The organism is Bradyrhizobium neotropicale, assembly GCF_001641695.1.
GTDB lineage: Bacteria > Pseudomonadota > Alphaproteobacteria > Rhizobiales > Xanthobacteraceae > Bradyrhizobium > Bradyrhizobium neotropicale.
In genome coordinates this window covers 168,196-184,704 of the sequence record NZ_LSEF01000047.1, presented here as the reverse complement: position 1 = coordinate 184,704, position 16,509 = coordinate 168,196, and the positions used below count along the sequence as shown (strand labels likewise).

Genomic DNA, 16,509 nt, shown 5'->3' with positions numbered 1-16,509 from the left:
AAACCCCAACTTTGGCGCCTGATCTGCCCGGACCTCCGGAACCCGCTTTCGGCGGGCTTTTTTCAGACCAAGCCCCAGCGCTTATGCCCTGAAGCCATTGATTAAAATTCTAACCTCCGGACGAAGGGGTCGCAACCCGAGCGGGGATCACGAGCCCGTTGGCCGATAGGCATGGTCAACAGAGACTAAACTTGGACGGTACTTGAGACATGACTTGGGACGGAACTTTGGCCGTTCGGCCAAAACGTCACTGAGATCGCTGATTTGGGCAAAAAAAGGGTTAATGGAGCCTTACCGAAGGCGCTGTAGAGTGGGCAAAGGTGCGAAGCGCCGTGCCCACCATGCAGCCATACGTGGCGGAGAGCGGTGGGCACGCTTCGCTTTGCCCACCCTACGGCACCGAAAAGTCGACGAATCAGGCCAATTTCCGGCCGATATCGAGGAATTTCTGCCGCCGCTGCTTGCGGATGCCGTCGGCATCCAGATTGCGCAGCTCGTCGAAAGCCTTGGCGATGGCTTCGCCCGTGGTGGCGATCATGGCGGCGGGGTCGCGGTGGGCGCCGCCGACCGGCTCCTTCAGGATCTGGTCGATCACGCCGAAGCGGAGCATGTCCTGGGCGGTGATCTTCATGTTGTTGGCGGCTTCCTGCGCCTTGGTGCCGTCGCGCCAGAGGATGGAGGAGGCGGCCTCCGGCGAGATCACGCTGTAGATGGCGTGCTCCAGCATCAGGACCTTGTTGGCGGTGGTGATCGCGATCGCGCCGCCCGACATGCCTTCGCCGGTGATGATCGCGACGTTCGGCACGCCCAGCGCGAGGCAGGCGTCGGTCGAGCGCGCGATCGCCTCGGCCTGTCCGCGCTCTTCCGCGCCGATGCCGGGATAGGCGCCGGCGGAATCGGCGAGCGACAGCACGGGCAGGCCGAAACGCTCGGCCATTTCCATCAGCCGCACCGCCTTGCGATACCCTTCCGGCCGCGCCATGCCGAAATTGTGCTTGATGCGGCTGTCGGTGGAATCGCCCTTCTCCTGGCCCATCACGCAGATCGGCTCGCCACGGAAGCGGCCGAAGCCCGCGACCAGTGCCTCGTCCTCGCCGAACTTGCGGTCGCCGGCGAGCGGGGTGAACTCGGTGATCAGGCCTTTGATGAAGTCGGAGAAATGCGGCCGCTGCGGATGGCGCGCGACCAGCGTCTTCTGCCACGGCGTCAGGTTCGTATAGAGGTCGGCCAGCGCCTGCGCCGCCTTGTCCTCGATCCGCCCGATCTCCTCGGCGATATCGGTGCCGGAGGCCGCAAGCGTGCGCAATTCGTCGACCTTGGAGTCGAGCTCGGCGACGGGCTTTTCGAAGTCGAGATAGCTGCGCATCTGGTCTGGCATCAACTCAATATAGGAGGACGGGGCGAAGCGGCGAAGCGGATTTGGCTTGCGGTAAGAAGTTGAGTTTCTTCAATGAGTTGGCTTGTGCGCTCCCGGGAGCCCGCCAAATCACGCGTGAGGCCACGGCTCTTTCTGCGGAGATGTGGCCGAAGTCAAGGCGGATCGTGCAGTCGCCCCGGTTGACTCTGTGTCCCGGACGCGCTGCAGCGCTTCTATAGCGCTGCTGCGCTGAGCCGGGACCCAGCAGGCCCGATGGGCCCCGGCTCAGCAGCGCACCGTTGCACGCTGCGCTGCGTCCGGGGCACGAGACCCTACGTCTCCGCCAGCGGGTGCAGGTCGCGCACCAGGCTCTTCAGGCGTTCCTCGACCACATGGGTGTAGATCTGGGTGGTGGAGATGTCGGTGTGACCGAGCAGGGTCTGCACGATGCGCAAGTCGGCGCCGTTGTGAAGTAAGTGGCTGGCAAAGGCGTGGCGCAGCACGTGGGGGGAGACCAGCCGGGCCTGCAGGCCGGAGGCCACCGCGAGCTCCTTCAGGTCGCGGGCAAAATGCTGCCGCGTCAGATGCCCGCTCTCGCCGAAGGAGGGGAACAGCCATTTCGAAGCCGCGAGGCTGTTCTTCGTCTTCTCGGCTTTATTGTTTTCCTTGGCCGCTTCAGTTGCCGCGAGATAATCGGCCATCGCCTGACGCGAGGCCTCGTTGAGCGGCACCAGGCGTTCCTTGTTGCCCTTGCCGCGCACCACGATCATGCGCGCGTCGCGCTTGGCCGCCGTGCGCGGCAGCGCCACCAATTCGGAGACGCGCAGGCCGGTGGCGTAGAGCACCTCGAGCAGGCAATAGAGTCGCAAGCTGCGCAGCCGCTGCGAGGCTGAGACCTCAGCCGCCTCGCTCATCTCCTTGGCGCGGCGGAGCATGCGGTCGACATCCGATATCGACAGCACCTTTGGCAGGCCGCGGCCGCGCTTCGGGCCGGACAGGATCGCCGCGGGATCCTCGTCGCGAATGCGCTCGTTCAGAAGGAAGCGATAGAGATGCCGCATCGCCGACAGCCGCCGGGCGACGCTGGAGGATTTGAAGCCGCGGGTGTCGAGATCGGCGAGATAATCGCGCAGTGTTTGTGTCTCGGCATCCACAAAAGTATGGCCGACGCGGGCCAGAAACTCCGAGAAATCGGTGAGGTCGCGGCGGTAGGCATCGAGCGTATTGGGGCCGGCGCCTTGTTCCGCCGCGAGCATGTCGAGGAACAGGCCGATGAGCTTGGTATCTGAGGGCTTGTTGGCGCGCATGCCCCGGAGGCTAGCTCCTATTTCTTGAGAAATTTGTCAGGCGGGATCGTCACCGTCATTTCCCGCGACTTCGGGGTGACGAAGTTCGCCAGCGCGAAGACCACGCCATAGACGATGCCGGCGATCACGGCGACGACCGTCAGGAACCGGAACAGGCTGGGCATCGGGCAAGGTCTCGACGAGGGGCTCGAACGGCCAAATTAACCAATGAAATCATCCAACATGTTCGCCGTTTCATAGCAAGAGTCCTCTGGCGAGGGCCGCTTGGGGGGTAGTATAGGTGGCCGGATGTCGCCTGAGGCGGCAGATTTGAGCGAGGAACATGTCCGACGCCGTGTTGCCAGCACTTGGTTCGCCTGAGGCCGACATCCTGTCGGCGCTGGGTGCGCGCTCGCTCGTGCTGGTCGGCATGATGGGGGTGGGCAAATCCACCATCGGCCGGCGCCTCGCGGCGCGGCTGCGGCTGCCCTTCGTCGACGCCGACACCGAGATCGAGGCGGCGGCCGGCATGCCCATACCGGAGATCTTCGAGCGCCATGGCGAGCCGCATTTCCGCGACGGCGAGGCCCGCGTGATCGCGCGGCTGCTCGATGGCGGTCCCCTGGTGCTGGCCACCGGTGGCGGGGCCTTCATGCGGGAGGAGACGCGCGGGCGGATCGCGGCGAAAGCGGTCTCGATCTGGCTCAAGGCGGACCATGACGTCATCATGCGCCGCGTGCGCCGCCGCGCCGACCGCCCGCTGCTGCGGACCGCCGATCCCGAAGGAACCGTCACGCGGCTGCTCACCGAGCGCGAGCCGGTCTACCGCAACGCCGACCTCACCATTGCCTCGCGCGACGTGCCGCACGACAAGATCGTCGAGGAGACGATCGAGACGCTGCACGCGCATCTCTGCGGCAACGGGGCCGATCCTCAAGTCTCTCCTGATGTCGCGAGTGCCGCACGATGACTGCGCCGTTGAAACAGACCGATCCGGTGAAGGTCGACGTCGCGCTCGGCGATCGCGCCTACGACATCATCATCGGCCGTGATGTGCTTGCCTCGCTCGGCGAGCGCGTCGCGGCCTTGCGCCCCGGCGTGCGCACCGCGATCGTCACCGATCGCACCGTCGCAAAGTACTGGTTAGAGCCCACCGAGGCCTCGCTCGCTGCCGCGGGCGTCCCGACCTCGCGCATCGTCGTCGAGGAAGGCGAGATCTCGAAAACCTATGCCGGCCTCGAGAAGGTCAGCGAAGCCCTGATCGCGGCAAAAATCGAGCGCAACGATCTCGTCATTGCGCTCGGCGGCGGTGTGGTCGGCGATCTCGCCGGCTTTGCGGCCGCGATCCTGCGCCGCGGCGTCGATTTCGTGCAGGTGCCGACCTCGCTGCTGGCGCAGGTCGATTCCTCCGTCGGCGGCAAGACGGGCATCAACTCGCCGCAGGGCAAGAATCTGCTCGGCGCCTTCCACCAGCCGGTGCTGGTCATCGCCGACACCGCCGTGCTCGACACGCTGTCGCCGCGGCAATTCCGCGCCGGCTATGCCGAGGTCGCCAAATACGGCGTGCTCGGCGACGAAGCCTTCTTCACGTGGCTGGAGAAGAACCACGCCGACATCTTCAAGGGCGGCTCGGCCCGCGAGCATGCGATCGCGACCTCGTGCCGCGCCAAGGCGGGCGTCGTCTCGCGCGACGAGCGCGAGACCGGCGAGCGCGCGCTGCTCAATCTCGGCCACACCTTTGGCCACGCGCTGGAAGCCGCGACGGGGTTCTCCGACCGTCTGTTCCACGGCGAGGGCGTTTCGATCGGCATGGTGCTGGCGGCGGAGTTTTCGGCGCGGCTCGGCATGATCGGCGCGGCCGATGCCGCGCGCGTCGAACTGCACCTCATTGACGCGGGGCTGCCGACGCGGCTGCAGGACATCGCGGGCTTTTCGCAGGAAGGGCTCGCCGATGCCGACGCGCTGATGGCGCTGATGGCGCAGGACAAGAAGGTCAAGCGCGGCAAGCTCACCTTCATCCTGCTCGAGGCGATCGGTCGCGCGGTCATCGCGAAGGACGTCGAGCCGTCGCTTGTGCGCGATTTCCTCAAAGAGCAGCTCGCGCACAAGGCATGAGGCGCGGCTGAACGGCGCCAAAGCGTTTTCGAGCGAAGTGGGTACCGGTTCGCGTAAAGAAAACGCGTCAAAACAAGAAGCTAGAGTGGTGCATGGACTGGCTCGGACTCTCCATCGTCGTGTTCTGCCTCTTGATCTCGGCGTTCTTCGCCGCGAGCGAGACTGCGCTGACCGGCGCCTCGCGCGCCAGCATGTTGCGGCTGACCAAGCAGGGCAATCACGACGCCGAAATCGTCTCAAAGCTGATCGAGAACCGTGAGCGGCTGATCGGCGCGCTCCTGCTCGGCAACAACATCGCCAATATCGGCGCTTCCGCAATTGCGACCGGCATCTTCACCACCTGGTTCGGCGAGGTTGGCGTGCTCTATGCGACCGGCGTGATGACGGCGCTGGTCGTGATCTTCGCCGAAGTGCTGCCCAAGACCATCGCCATCAACGCGCCCGACCGGCTTGCGCTGGCGGTGGCACGCCCGATGCGGCTCACCGTGTTCATCCTCGGGCCGGTGCTCTCGGTGGTCGAGGCCATCGTGCGGATGCTGATGCGGCTGTTCGGCGTCGCCATCGGCGAGCACCAGGCGATCCTGTCGCCGACCGAACGCCTGCGCGGTGCGGTCGACCTCTTGCATCATGAAGGCAAGGTCGAGAAGCACGACCGCGACATGCTCGGCGGCCTCCTGGACCTGCGCGAGCTCCAGGTCTCCGACGTCATGATCCATCGCACCGAGATGATGATGATCAATGCCGACCTGCCGGCGGAGGAGCTGGTGCGCGAGGTGCTGGCGACCGAATACACCCGCATTCCGCTCTGGCGCGACAAGCCGGAGAACATCATCGGCGTGCTCCACGCCAAGGATCTCTTGCGCGCGATCAGGGCTTCGGACGGCGATACCTCGCGCATCGACGTCTCCACCATCGCGCTGCCGCCCTGGTTCGTGCCGGAGATGCGTCCCGTCTCCGAGCAGCTCAAGGCGTTCCGCCGTCGCAAGACTCATTTCGCGCTCGTTGTCGACGAGTACGGCGAAGTTGAAGGTCTTGTGACGCTGGAAGACATTCTGGAAGAGATCGTCGGCGACATCTCCGACGAGCATGACGTCGTGGTCGCCGGTGTGCGCGCCCAGCCGGACGGCTCGGTCGTGGTCGATGGCTCGGTGCCGATCCGCGATCTCAATCGCGCCATGGATTGGCACCTGCCCGATGAAGAGGCAACGACGGTGGCCGGCCTCGTCATTCACGAGGCGCGCTCGATCCCCGACCGCGGCCAGAGCTTCACCTTCCACGGCTTCCGCTTCCGCGTGCTCCGCCGCGAGCGCAACCGCATCACCGCACTCCGTATTTCACCGGTGCCGCGCGAAGCCGAGGTCGAGGAATCCAAGCCGAGGCGGGCAGGGACGTCGTTCTGACTGATTTGAGCTCTCAACCCTCATGGTGAGGAGGCGCGTAAGCGCCGTCTCGAACCATGAAGGCCGGGATGCAGCGGCGGGGCCTTCATCCTTCGAGACGCGCGCAAGGGTGCGCTCCTCCAGCGACAATGGCTTCGCCATTGCGGGATGAGGGGAAATAGCATGATTTGATGCTCGAATTGGCGAGCTAGGTCCCGCCCTCGCCCGGCGCCTGCGCGTGGATCGCCAATGCATGCACGCCGCCGGAAAGTTCCGCGGCCAGCGCCGAATTAATCATGCGATGGCGCTCGACGCGGCTCTTCCCTTTGAAGGCTGGCGACACGATATAAACGCGGAAGTGCGTCTCGCCGCTCGGCCGATGGCCGGCGTGTCCTTCATGCAAATGTGACTCGTCGACGACCTGCAGGCTTTCCGGCGTGAAAGCTTCCTGCAACTTGTTGCTGATAGTGTCTCTGATAGCCATGTGAGTCATTAAAGAGGGCGATCGCACTCCGTCAATGCCCCGATGGGCCGCGCTTGGCGGCCGTTCTGAAAACGCCGAAGCAAGGCTTTGGCGACCGGTTTTGTCCTAATTGCAATGTCAAGACTTGAAGGTTTTCGCATTGCGTAGTCAAAGTCAGCCATGCCGATCGATTCATCAAAGTTCTTCGACTCCATCCGCGTCAAGCCGCGAGGCAAGCAGGAAGCAAAGCCGCGCGAGACGGTGGTCAAGTGCGAATGGCCGGATTGCCAGAACAAGGGGGCGCACCGTGCGCCCAAGGGACGCGAGAACGCGCGTGAGTATTGGCACTTCTGCCTCGACCACGTGCGCGAGTACAACCAGTCCTACAATTTCTTCTCCGGCATGAATGCTGACGCGGTCGCGCGTTACCAGAAGGACGCACTGACCGGCCACCGTCCGACCTGGAAGATGGGCGCCAATGGCGGCAAGAAGGGATCGGAAGCCGAGATCGACGGCGCCTTCGATCCGTTCAGCATGTTCAGCGAGATCAATGGCCGCGCCAACTGGCGCCGCGGACCGGAGGCCCAGCCCAAGGCCGAGACGCGCAAGGTGATGAACGCCGAGCGCAAGGCGCTCCAGGTGATGGGCCTCGGCCCCGACGCCACGCTCGCCGACGTCAAGACCAAGTACAAGGCGCTGGTGAAGCAGCACCACCCCGACGCCAACGGCGGCGACCGCTCGACCGAAGACCGTCTGATTGAGATCATCAAGGCGTATAATTATCTGAAGACGGTGGTGAAGGAGGCCTGAGCCTCCTACGCAGTCGTCGCCGCGCTCTCTGGCGTCGTCCCGGCGAAGGCCGGGACCATAACTACAGGGAGAAGTTTGGCGAAGACTAGTAGTTACTGGTCCTTCCCGCGGTACTCACGGCTGCGCTCACCGAAAGATCACGCGGTATGCTTCCCGGCCTTCGCCGGGACGACGGCGGAGTTTGTGGCTCCGCCGTTGTGCTTCAGCTACTCGCCGGAAGCCTTCGGCATCGCCCCGACATACGACGAGCTCGGCCGGATCAGCCGTCCTGTGCGGCGATGCTCGAGCGCGTGCGCGGTCCACCCCGCGGCGCGCGCGACCGCGAAGATCGGCGTGAAGGCCTGGCGCGGGATGGCGAGCGCATCGAGCAGGATCGCGGTGAAGAACTCGACATTCGTTTCCAGCGGCCGGTCCGGATTCTTCTTGCGCAAGGCGTCCCGGATATAGGCCTCGACCTCGCTGGCGAAGGGCAGGTTGGCGCCGTCGGCGGAAAGCCGCTCGATCGCGGCCTTGAGCACGTCGGCGCGCGGATCGCGAACGCGATAGACGCGATGGCCGAACCCCATCAGCCGATCGCCGCGCGCCAGCGCCGCATCGACCCACGGCTTGATCCGCTCACGCGAGCCGATCGCATCGAGCATCTCCAGCACCGGCTCCGGCGCGCCGCCATGCAAGGGGCCGGTCAACGCGCAATATCCGGCGGTGACGGCGGCGAACAGATCGGCCTGCGTCGAGGCCACCACGCGCGTGGCGAAGGTCGATGCGTTCATGCCGTGATCGCAGACGGTGACGAGATAGGCATCCAGCGCCGCGACCTCGCGCGGCTCCGGCGCAGTGCCGCGCAACATGCGAAGCGTGTCGGCGGCATGGCCCGCGTTTGCATCCGGCGCGACCGGATCGAACCCCTTGACGCGTCTCACCAGTGCGCCGGCAATCACCGGAAACGCGCCGACGATGGTCGCCTCGTGCTCCAGCCCGTTTTCCGCACGCAGACCTGCGACTGCCGCACGGAACCCGTCGACGATGCCCATGCCGCGGGTCGCCGGCAAAAGGTCCGGCAATCGTGCGAAGGCGCGCTCGCGTGCCAGCCCTAGGCTCGCCCGCACATTTGCCTCGCTCGGCGTGCTCTTGCCCGCGCCGTTCCAGAGCCGGGCGGTGACGCCCTCGAAGCTCGATTCGGCGGCCAGTCGGCCGACATGCTCGCCGGCGATGATGAGCTCGCCGCGCTCGCCGTCGACATGACTCAACACGGTTTCAGCGGCGGGAACGCCGTCCAGTCCGATCTGGCTTTTGGTGAGGTGGATGTTCATGGCCCAAATCTCCTTTCACACCAGGAAAAGTCGACCCTCTCGACAGATTGATCAATCTTGATTACATAAATCAATATGAAAAATTCTCTGGAGCTGTACCTCTCCGCCCGGGAAGCCGCGGCCGAGCTCGCGATTTCGCCGGCCACGCTCTACGCCTATGTCAGCCGCGGCCTGATCCGCTCCGAGCCGACCCCGGATTCGCGCAGGAACCGCTATCGCGCCGAGGACGTCCGCGCCCTCAAGGAGCGCCGTGTCCCCTCGCCGGAGCCGCGGGGCCTCCGCAGCTTCGATGCCGACCTGCCGGTGATGGACACGGAGATCTCCACCATCACCGAGGACGGCGCGATCTATCGCGGCGTAAACTGTGTCGACCTCGCCGAGAACGACACGCTGGAGCACACCGCAACGCTGCTCTGGGATGTCTCCGGCGTCGATCCGTTTTTGCCCGAGAATTGTCCCGCGATCTCCGATGAGATGCGCATCATTGCGCAGGCCGCGCGCCGGGCCGCACCGATCGACCGCGCGATCGCGGTGCTGGCGCTGGCGACCAGCGCCGATCCGCGCGCCTTCACCCGCGCGCCCGACGGCCGCGCCATGGTCGGTGCGCGCATCGTCCGGCTCTTGGTTGCCACCATGCTCAATGCCGAGCCTTCGGCCGAGCCGCTGCACCAGCAGATCGCAAGAGCCTGGGCGCCGGACAACAAGCATGCGGGGGACCTCATTCGCCGGACGCTGGTGCTGCTGGCCGAGCACGAGCTGAATGCATCGACCTTCACCGCGCGCTGTGCGGCCTCGACCGGACTCAATCTCTATGACTGCGTCATCGCCGGCCTTGCCGCGCTGAAGGGACCCAAGCACGGCGGCGCCGGCGTGCTGGCCTCGCAGCTCGTCAAGACGCTGGTGGACCGCGACGTCGAGCCGATGGTGCGCGAGCGCGTCGCGCTCGGTGAGCGATTTGCCGGCTTCGGCCACGGCGTCTACAAGCGCGGCGATCCGCGTGCCCAGTCGCTGCTCAATGCCCTGGCCCGCGCCGGCGCGCCGCGCAAATTCACCCGCGAGGTGCCGGAGCGGATCGCGGAAGCGACCGGCGAGTTCGTCAATATCGACTATGTCCTCGCGGTGCTCGTGCACGCTTTGCGCCTGCCGGCCGGCAGCGAGCTTGCGCTGTTCGCGATGGCGCGCAGCGTCGGCTGGATCGCGCACGCCAGCGAGCAGTTGCAGTTCGGAAAGCTGATCCGCCCGCGGGCGCGCTATGTCGGGCCTGCGCCCGGGCGGAGGACGGGGGCTGCGGATTCCAGGAGCTAATCCTCAAGACCCTCATGGTGAGGAGCGCGGAACGCGCGTCTCCGGACGATGCCTTGCATCGCCGGGCGAACCATGAAGGCCCGCCTCTCGCCCGCGGCCATCCTTCGAGACGCCCGCCTGATGCGGGCTAATCAGGATGAGGGGAGGAGTGCTTGGCGATACAATAGAGCTAACCCCGCGGCTTGGCCGCAGCCACTCCGCTGCCGTGCCGGCGGCGGATGGTCCAGATCGCGAGCCCCATGACGATCGCGACGCCGACGACGGTGAACATCCAGATATGTTTGCCGACGTGCTCATGATGCGGCAGCCCGGCATATTCGTGCAGCGCGGAGACCGCGAGCACGCCGGGCAGCACATGGGCCGGTGCCCAGACCAGGATCGCCGGGATATTGACCAGATAGAAGCGCGCCGGCGCCATGCCGAGTGCGCCGGCCGTGACCGGCACGAAAGCCCGAATTGGAGGGACAAAGCGCGCGAAGAACACCGCCCAGGTGCCGAAGCGGTGGAAGAAGGTCTCGCTCTCCTCGACCACGCGCGGATAGTTGGTCAGGGGCCAGGTGTTGAGGATTTCGCGCTGCCGCCGGTGGCCGATCCAGAAGGCCGAGCCGTCTCCAAGGACCGCACCAAAGGCGGCCGCCAGCAGCACCCAGGGCAGCCTGAGCTCCCCGCCCGGAACCAGGGCGCTCAGCGCCAGGATGATGGTCGAGCCGGGGACCACCGAGCCCACCACCGGAACGGCTTCGAGAAGCGCTGCCAGGAACAGGGTCAGATAGGCCAGCCACGCATGGGCCGAAACGAACGAAATGAAGGGATCAAGGATGGACGTCACGTCGTCTCTGTGTTGGCCACGGGCATTCGGGTTCAGACCCTACATAAGTGGGGAGAGCTGCGAAAAGTGCCATTTGCGCAGGGGGACCAACTTATTCGGGCGAAATTCGAGCATGATTCGCAGGGCAGCCTTCCAAAAATCGCGTTCCTTGCCTATCTAAATGAAAAGACAATGGAACTTTGATTTGCGCGCGGGCTTCTGCCGGCTCGTTGTCTCTGATACGTTCGCAACCGCACCCAGCCGCAGCCAACGTGCAAATAACTGGTCTCGGGACCGCCCGGGGCCTCGGAGGATTGATGACGACCGCCGCCCTGTCCAAAGTTGAGGAAGTTTCCGGTCTGCCCGACATGAAGGTGTCGGTCCGCCAGGTGTTCGGGATCGACAGCGATCTCGAAGTGCCGGCCTATTCCGAAGTCGATCCTCATGTCCCGGAAGTTGACGCCGACTACCGCTTCGACCGCGCCACCACGCTCGCCATTCTCGCCGGCTTCGCCAAGAATCGCCGCGTGATGGTGACCGGCTATCACGGCACCGGCAAATCCACCCACATCGAGCAGGTTGCCGCGCGGCTGAACTGGCCCTGCGTGCGCGTCAACCTCGACAGCCACATCAGCCGTATCGACCTCGTCGGCAAGGATTCGATCGTGGTCAAGGACGGCAAGCAGGTCACCGAATTCCGCGACGGCATTTTGCCCTGGGCGCTGCAGAACAACGTGGCGCTGGTGTTCGACGAATACGACGCCGGCCGCCCGGACGTGATGTTCGTGATCCAGCGCGTGCTGGAGGTCTCCGGCCGCCTGACGCTGCTGGACCAGAACAAGGTGATCAAGCCGCACCCGGCGTTCCGGCTTTTCTCCACCGCCAACACCGTCGGCCTCGGCGATACCTCGGGTCTCTATCACGGCACCCAGCAGATCAACCAGGGCCAGATGGACCGCTGGTCGATCGTCACCACGCTGAACTATCTCAGCCATGACGAGGAAGTGGAGATCGTGCTCGCCAAGGCGAAGCACTATCGCACCCAGGAAGGCCGCGACATCGTCAACAAGATGGTCCGCCTTGCCGATCTCACCCGCAACGCGTTCGCCAACGGCGATCTGTCGACGGTGATGAGCCCGCGCACGGTGATCACCTGGGCGGAAAACTCCGACATCTTCGGCGATATCGGCTTCGCGTTCCGCGTCACCTTCCTCAACAAGTGCGACGAGCTCGAGCGTCCGCTGGTCGCCGAGTTCTATCAGCGCTGCTTCAACGCGGAGCTGCCGGAATCGGCGGTGAACGTGGCGCTCAGCTGATCCATGGCAACCATCACCGTCGAGCGCAGCGTTGGGACAACCAAGAAAGCCGTGCTCGCCGGGCTCATTGGCTACAACAATGAGCGGATGGGGAAGCAGAATTACAAGCGCCTCGCGATTTCCCTGAAAGAGCGCGGCAAGATCGTCGGCGGTATCGTTGGTGAGGTCTGGACGTCGGTTCTGTTCATCCAGCTGTTCTGGATCGAGCAGAAGCTTCGCGGCAGGGACCACGGCACGAAGCTGATCGCGGCGATCGAGGACGAGGCGAGAAAGATCGGGGCAACCCGGTCCTACCTGGACACGATGAGTTTCCAGGCGCCGGGCTTCTACCGCTCCTGCGGTTACAAGGAGTTCGGCGCCATTGACGGCTATCCTGGCGGCGTGACGCGCCATTGGTTTACGAAGTCGCTATGAGCACATCCAACTCCAAATTCCGTACCGGCAGCAAGGAAGCCCCGACCGAGCCGTTCAAGCGCTCGGTGGCGGCGTGCCTGAAGGCGATCGCCAAGACGCCCGAGCTCGATGTCAGCTTCGCCGCCGAACGTCCGGGCTTGGCTCCCGGCAAGGCGCGGCTGCCCGAGCCCGCGCGCAAGATGACCAAGCGCGATGCGGCGGTGGTGCGCGGCCACGCCGATTCCATCGCGCTGAAAATCGCCTGTCACGATCCGAAGCTGCATCGCAAGCTGATGCCCGGCAATCCGCAGGCGCGCGGCGTGTTCGAGGCGGTCGAGCAGGCCCGCGTCGAGGCGATCGGCGCGCGCCGTATGGCGGGCGTTGCGAAGAACCTCACCGCGATGCTCGATGACCACTTCCATCGCGGCAAGTTCGACGAGATCACCGACCGCGCCGATGCGCCGCTGGCCGATGCGCTGGCAATGCTGGTGCGCGAGCGGCTGACCGGCATGGCGCCCCCGGCCGCGGCGAAGAAGATGGTCGATCTCTGGCGGCCGATCCTGGAAGACAAGATCGGCAGGCGGCTCGACCGGCTCGATGGCCTGGTCGAGAACCAGACCAAGTTCGGCGACGCCGTGCACGATCTGCTGACGGCGCTCGATCTCGGCGACGAGCGCAACGCCGACACCGACGACAACGACGACCAGGACGACAACCGCGACGGCGACAACGATCAGTCCGGCGCCGAGGGCTCGCCCGATTCCGACGCCGCCCAGGAGATGAGCGCCGACCAGGCGCAGGCGACGACGGAGGAGATGAGCGAGAGCGCGATGGAAAGCGCGCAGGCCTCGACATCAGACACCTTCGACGATGGCGAGCTCGGCGATGACGAGACGCCGGGCGAGGCGACGCGGCCGAATTCGCGCGGCGCCAACGAGCCGCGCGGGCCGGAATACCACGCCTTCGCGCCGAAATTCGACGAGGTGATCTCGGCCGAAGACCTCTGCGACCATGACGAGCTGGAGCGCCTGCGCGCCTATCTCGACAAGCAGCTCGCGCATCTGCAGGGCATCGTCGCCCGTCTCGCCAACCGGCTGCAGCGCCGGCTGATGGCGCAGCAGAACCGCGCCTGGGAGTTCGACCTCGAAGAGGGCATCCTCGACCCCGCGCGTCTGTCGCGCGTGGTGACCGACCCCTATCACCCGCTGTCCTTCATGCGCGAGAAGGAGGCGACCTTCCGCGACACCGTGGTGACGCTGCTGCTCGACAATTCCGGCTCGATGCGCGGGCGCCCGATCACGGTGGCGGCGACCTGCGCCGACATTCTGGCCCGCACGCTGGAGCGTTGCGGCGTCAAGGTCGAGATCCTCGGCTTCACGACGCGCGCCTGGAAGGGCGGCCAGTCCCGCGAGGCCTGGCTCGCCGCCGGCAAGCCGGCCAATCCCGGACGCCTGAACGATCTGCGCCACATCATCTACAAGTCGGCGGACGCGCCCTGGCGCCGTGCGCGGAAAAACCTCGGCCTGATGATGCGCGAGGGTCTCCTGAAGGAGAACATCGACGGCGAGGCGCTGGACTGGGCGCACAAGCGCCTGCTCGGCCGGACCGAGCAGCGCAAGATCCTGATGATGATCTCGGACGGCGCGCCGGTCGACGATTCCACGCTGTCGGTCAATCCCGGCAATTATCTCGAGCGGCACCTGCGCCACATCATCGAGGAGATCGAGACGCGCTCCCCGGTGGAGCTGATCGCGATCGGCATCGGCCACGACGTGACGCGCTACTACCGCCGTGCGGTGACGATCGTGGACGCGGAGGAACTCGGCGGCGCCATCACCGAGAAGCTCGCCGAGCTCTTCAGCGAGACGCATACCGCCCCCAGCCAGCCGGCCAGCCGCCCGCGCCGCAAACTGCATTCGTGAGCAGGCTTTCATCCCGCCGCAGCTTCCTCGGCCACGCGGCGGCGGGATTTTCCACTCTCGCACTCCCCGCGCTTGCGCGGGCACAGCCTGTCACCGAGCCGCCGCCAAAGGCGGCGCAAATCCCGGGGCAGGTCGAGCACCCCGTCACCGAACCTGCCGCGATCGAGGTCAATGCGCGACCGATCCCGGCATTCCAGCCGCGCGACCGCTCGCGCGTGCGCTTCGGCTCGCTGGAGTATCGCAGCGGCCTGGTGCTGACCTCACCCTATCGCGGTTTTGGCGGACTGTCCGGCATCCGTTTCCTCGACGCGAAAGGCGAGCGCTTCGTCGCGATCTCCGACCAGGGCGCCTGGTTCACCGGCCGCATCCGCTATGAAGGCCGCGCCATGGCCGGGCTCGACGATGTCGAGGCTGCGCCGATGCTCGGCGCGGACGGACGTCCCATCACCGACAAGCGGCTTTGGTACGACACCGAGTCGATCGCGCTCGACGGCTCGCTGGTCTATGTCGGACTGGAGCGCGTCAACCAGCTTATGCGCTTCGATTTCGCCAAGGGCTTTACCCGCGCCCGCGGCGAGGTGCTGCCGCTGCCGCCGGCCGCGCGAAAGCTGCCCTACAACAAGGGGCTCGAGGCGCTGGTCGTTGTCCCGAAGGGCCAGCCGCTCGCGGGCACGCTGATCGCGCTATCCGAGCGCGGGTTGGATGCCGACGGCAATCTGATCGCGTTCCTCGTCGGCGGACCTTCGCCCGGCCAGTTCAGCGTGCGCCGCACGGAAAAATTCGACATCAGCGATGCGGTGATCCTGCCGTCCGGCGAGCTTCTGATCCTCGAGCGCAAATTCTCCTGGTTCACCGGCGTCAACATCCGCATCCGCTCGATTCCCCTGAAGGCAATCGCGCCCGGCGCGCTGGTCGACGGCCCTGCGCTCTTCAACGCCGATCTCGGCCACGAGATCGACAACATGGAAGGCATCGACGCCCACGTCACGAGCGAGGGCGACACCGTGCTGACGCTCGTCTCCGACGACAATTTCTCGCTGCTCCAGCGCACGCTGCTGCTGCAGTTCACGCTGGTGGAATGAACGCAACATGCGTCGTCCCGGCCCTCGCCGGGACGACGTGAGGATTGAACGCGCGCTCCCCCTCCCGCGACAAAGCGTCATGCTGATCCGCCGCACCATCCCCACCCTTGCCCTCACGTTCGCCGCGCTGTCGCCGGCACATGCCACGGCCGAGCACCAGTACGGCAAGCACGAATACGCCATCATCGCCGACGGCCGGGCGCCGAACGGAAAGCTGTCGGTTGCCTCGCATGGCGGAGGCGAATTCGGCGGTGACAATTTCCACGTCTACCTGATGGCCGAGCCCCGCCATCGCCGGCTCGCGGTGCTCGACAACATCAGCGACGAGAACAACCTCGACCACGCGCCGCAGGCCTATTATGCCGCGTGGTCGCCGGATTCGCGCTACGTCGCCATCGCCTTCCGCACCGAGCGCCACATCATGACGCTGAACCTCTACGCGATCGAGGGCCGCCGCGCCCGGCTCATCGAAGTGCCGGACCTGTTCCGGGAGACGACCGGCCGCACCGTCCAGGTCAAGACCGAGGGCGACATGCGCACCTTCGTGCCGACAGTCACCTGGCAGACGCCGCGGCGCTTTCGCCTGACCGACTCCCGCGTATTCGTCGAGGACGACGCTACGCTGGCCGACAAGCTGGGTGCGCTCGGCAAGACCCCGAAGATGGACGACGGCCGCTACTCGATCGAGTTTTCCGCGGAGGCGGACGTCACTCTCTCGCGCGGGGGCCGCTATCGCATCGGCAAGCTGCAGCCGGGGAAATTTCGAGACGGGGAGTGAGGGGCGTTTCGGCGTAGCCTCAAATCTTATCGTCGTCCCGGCTTTCGCCAGGACGACACCGGAATTTGAGGCGACGGCGGAGTTTGGCCTCGCCCTTGCGACCATGTGAGCCCGCAATGCGCCCCGCCACGGGCGGCCATTCCCGCCGCGCTGGTGGTAATTGCGCATCCGCTCACTACACTTCC

General features: G+C 65.6%; 16 protein-coding genes. 10 read left to right on the top strand and 6 right to left on the bottom strand.

Annotation, left to right across the window (positions count from 1 at the left end):
• Nucleotides 1–415 precede the first annotated feature (415 nt).
• The 3 genes from AXW67_RS15795 to AXW67_RS15785 form a co-directional block, all read right to left on the bottom strand.
• Nucleotides 416–1,378, bottom strand: coding sequence for an acetyl-CoA carboxylase carboxyltransferase subunit alpha (locus tag AXW67_RS15795; RefSeq protein WP_063678615.1), 963 nt, complete (start codon nt 1,376–1,378; stop codon nt 416–418).
• Nucleotides 1,379–1,689: 311 nt separating this feature from the next.
• Nucleotides 1,690–2,664: a site-specific tyrosine recombinase XerD gene (gene xerD, locus AXW67_RS15790; protein ID WP_027553421.1), complete on the bottom strand. Its 975-nt coding sequence runs from the start codon at nt 2,662–2,664 to the stop codon at nt 1,690–1,692.
• 17 nt (nt 2,665–2,681) lie between these two features.
• A complete protein-coding gene (locus tag AXW67_RS15785) occupies nt 2,682–2,828 on the bottom strand; it encodes a hypothetical protein (protein ID WP_035685402.1) in 147 nt (48 codons plus the stop codon).
• A gap of 158 nt (nt 2,829–2,986) precedes the next feature.
• On the opposite strand from AXW67_RS15785, the gene AXW67_RS15780 reads away from it, so the two are divergent.
• From AXW67_RS15780 to AXW67_RS15770, 3 genes are all read left to right on the top strand, one after another.
• On the top strand, nt 2,987–3,613 hold the full coding sequence (locus AXW67_RS15780) for a shikimate kinase (RefSeq protein ID WP_063678614.1): 627 nt from the start codon (nt 2,987–2,989) through the stop codon (nt 3,611–3,613).
• Nucleotides 3,610–4,758 (top strand): 3-dehydroquinate synthase, encoded by a 1,149-nt coding sequence (aroB, locus tag AXW67_RS15775; protein ID WP_063678613.1) that lies wholly within the window; start codon nt 3,610–3,612, stop codon nt 4,756–4,758. The genes AXW67_RS15780 and aroB overlap by 4 nt, the downstream gene beginning before the upstream one ends.
• Before the next feature lie 92 nt (nt 4,759–4,850).
• A complete protein-coding gene (locus AXW67_RS15770; RefSeq protein WP_027553424.1) occupies nt 4,851–6,158 on the top strand; it encodes an HlyC/CorC family transporter in 1,308 nt (435 codons plus the stop codon).
• Nucleotides 6,159–6,345: 187 nt separating this feature from the next.
• Here the strand turns inward: AXW67_RS15770 and AXW67_RS15765 are convergent, their stop codons facing one another.
• The gene (locus AXW67_RS15765; protein WP_051310719.1) at nt 6,346–6,621 is read right to left on the bottom strand and encodes a BolA family protein; all 276 of its coding nucleotides are present in this window, start codon (nt 6,619–6,621) and stop codon (nt 6,346–6,348) included.
• A gap of 159 nt (nt 6,622–6,780) precedes the next feature.
• Here AXW67_RS15765 and AXW67_RS15760 point away from each other — a divergent pair, with 159 nt between their 5' ends.
• Complete coding sequence (locus AXW67_RS15760) at nt 6,781–7,410, top strand: J domain-containing protein (RefSeq protein ID WP_063678612.1); 630 nt, start codon at nt 6,781–6,783, stop codon at nt 7,408–7,410.
• A gap of 206 nt (nt 7,411–7,616) precedes the next feature.
• On the opposite strand, the gene AXW67_RS15755 is transcribed toward AXW67_RS15760, so the two are convergent.
• Nucleotides 7,617–8,720: a citrate synthase/methylcitrate synthase gene (locus AXW67_RS15755; RefSeq protein ID WP_063678611.1), complete on the bottom strand. Its 1,104-nt coding sequence runs from the start codon at nt 8,718–8,720 to the stop codon at nt 7,617–7,619.
• A 75-nt stretch (nt 8,721–8,795) separates the two neighbouring features.
• Here AXW67_RS15755 and AXW67_RS15750 point away from each other — a divergent pair, with 75 nt between their 5' ends.
• Nucleotides 8,796–10,025, top strand: a complete 1,230-nt coding sequence (locus tag AXW67_RS15750) for a citrate/2-methylcitrate synthase (RefSeq protein WP_063678610.1) — start codon at nt 8,796–8,798, stop codon at nt 10,023–10,025.
• 169 nt (nt 10,026–10,194) lie between these two features.
• Here AXW67_RS15750 and AXW67_RS15745 read toward each other — a convergent pair whose 3' ends face one another.
• Nucleotides 10,195–10,854, bottom strand: coding sequence for a DedA family protein (locus AXW67_RS15745; RefSeq protein ID WP_063678609.1), 660 nt, complete (start codon nt 10,852–10,854; stop codon nt 10,195–10,197).
• Nucleotides 10,855–11,150: 296 nt separating this feature from the next.
• On the opposite strand from AXW67_RS15745, the gene cobS reads away from it, so the two are divergent.
• The 5 genes from cobS (at nt 11,151) to AXW67_RS15720 (ending at nt 16,324) form a co-directional block, all read left to right on the top strand.
• Nucleotides 11,151–12,149, top strand: a complete 999-nt coding sequence (cobS, locus tag AXW67_RS15740; protein ID WP_027553430.1) for a cobaltochelatase subunit CobS — start codon at nt 11,151–11,153, stop codon at nt 12,147–12,149.
• 3 nt (nt 12,150–12,152) lie between these two features.
• Nucleotides 12,153–12,563, top strand: coding sequence for a GNAT family N-acetyltransferase (locus tag AXW67_RS15735; RefSeq protein ID WP_063678608.1), 411 nt, complete (start codon nt 12,153–12,155; stop codon nt 12,561–12,563).
• Entirely contained in the window at nt 12,560–14,464 is a 1,905-nt protein-coding gene (gene cobT, locus AXW67_RS15730; protein ID WP_027553432.1) for a cobaltochelatase subunit CobT, read from the top strand. The genes AXW67_RS15735 and cobT overlap by 4 nt, the downstream gene beginning before the upstream one ends.
• Nucleotides 14,461–15,546, top strand: coding sequence for an esterase-like activity of phytase family protein (locus tag AXW67_RS15725; protein ID WP_063678607.1), 1,086 nt, complete (start codon nt 14,461–14,463; stop codon nt 15,544–15,546). Before cobT ends, AXW67_RS15725 begins: the two co-directional genes overlap by 4 nt.
• A 79-nt stretch (nt 15,547–15,625) precedes the next feature.
• Complete coding sequence (locus tag AXW67_RS15720) at nt 15,626–16,324, top strand: hypothetical protein (RefSeq protein WP_063678606.1); 699 nt, start codon at nt 15,626–15,628, stop codon at nt 16,322–16,324.
• Nucleotides 16,325–16,509: the final 185 nt, after the last annotated feature.

What these genes read in the sequence shown, in the direction of transcription:
- AXW67_RS15780 (WP_063678614.1), top strand. Translation starts at nt 2,987, where the DNA reads ATGTCCGACGCCGTGTTGCCAGCACTTGGTTCGCCTGAGGCCGACATC.
- aroB (WP_063678613.1), top strand. Translation starts at nt 3,610, where the DNA reads ATGACTGCGCCGTTGAAACAGACCGATCCGGTGAAGGTCGACGTCGCG.
- AXW67_RS15765 (WP_051310719.1), bottom strand. Translation starts at nt 6,621, where the DNA reads ATGGCTATCAGAGACACTATCAGCAACAAGTTGCAGGAAGCTTTCACG.
- AXW67_RS15785 (WP_035685402.1), bottom strand. Translation starts at nt 2,828, where the DNA reads ATGCCCAGCCTGTTCCGGTTCCTGACGGTCGTCGCCGTGATCGCCGGC.
- AXW67_RS15760 (WP_063678612.1), top strand. Translation starts at nt 6,781, where the DNA reads ATGCCGATCGATTCATCAAAGTTCTTCGACTCCATCCGCGTCAAGCCG.
- xerD (WP_027553421.1), bottom strand. Translation starts at nt 2,664, where the DNA reads ATGCGCGCCAACAAGCCCTCAGATACCAAGCTCATCGGCCTGTTCCTC.
- cobS (WP_027553430.1), top strand. Translation starts at nt 11,151, where the DNA reads ATGACGACCGCCGCCCTGTCCAAAGTTGAGGAAGTTTCCGGTCTGCCC.
- AXW67_RS15720 (WP_063678606.1), top strand. Translation starts at nt 15,626, where the DNA reads ATGCTGATCCGCCGCACCATCCCCACCCTTGCCCTCACGTTCGCCGCG.
- cobT (WP_027553432.1), top strand. Translation starts at nt 12,560, where the DNA reads ATGAGCACATCCAACTCCAAATTCCGTACCGGCAGCAAGGAAGCCCCG.
- AXW67_RS15755 (WP_063678611.1), bottom strand. Translation starts at nt 8,720, where the DNA reads ATGAACATCCACCTCACCAAAAGCCAGATCGGACTGGACGGCGTTCCC.
- AXW67_RS15795 (WP_063678615.1), bottom strand. Translation starts at nt 1,378, where the DNA reads ATGCCAGACCAGATGCGCAGCTATCTCGACTTCGAAAAGCCCGTCGCC.
- AXW67_RS15735 (WP_063678608.1), top strand. Translation starts at nt 12,153, where the DNA reads ATGGCAACCATCACCGTCGAGCGCAGCGTTGGGACAACCAAGAAAGCC.
- AXW67_RS15750 (WP_063678610.1), top strand. Translation starts at nt 8,796, where the DNA reads ATGAAAAATTCTCTGGAGCTGTACCTCTCCGCCCGGGAAGCCGCGGCC.
- AXW67_RS15770 (WP_027553424.1), top strand. Translation starts at nt 4,851, where the DNA reads ATGGACTGGCTCGGACTCTCCATCGTCGTGTTCTGCCTCTTGATCTCG.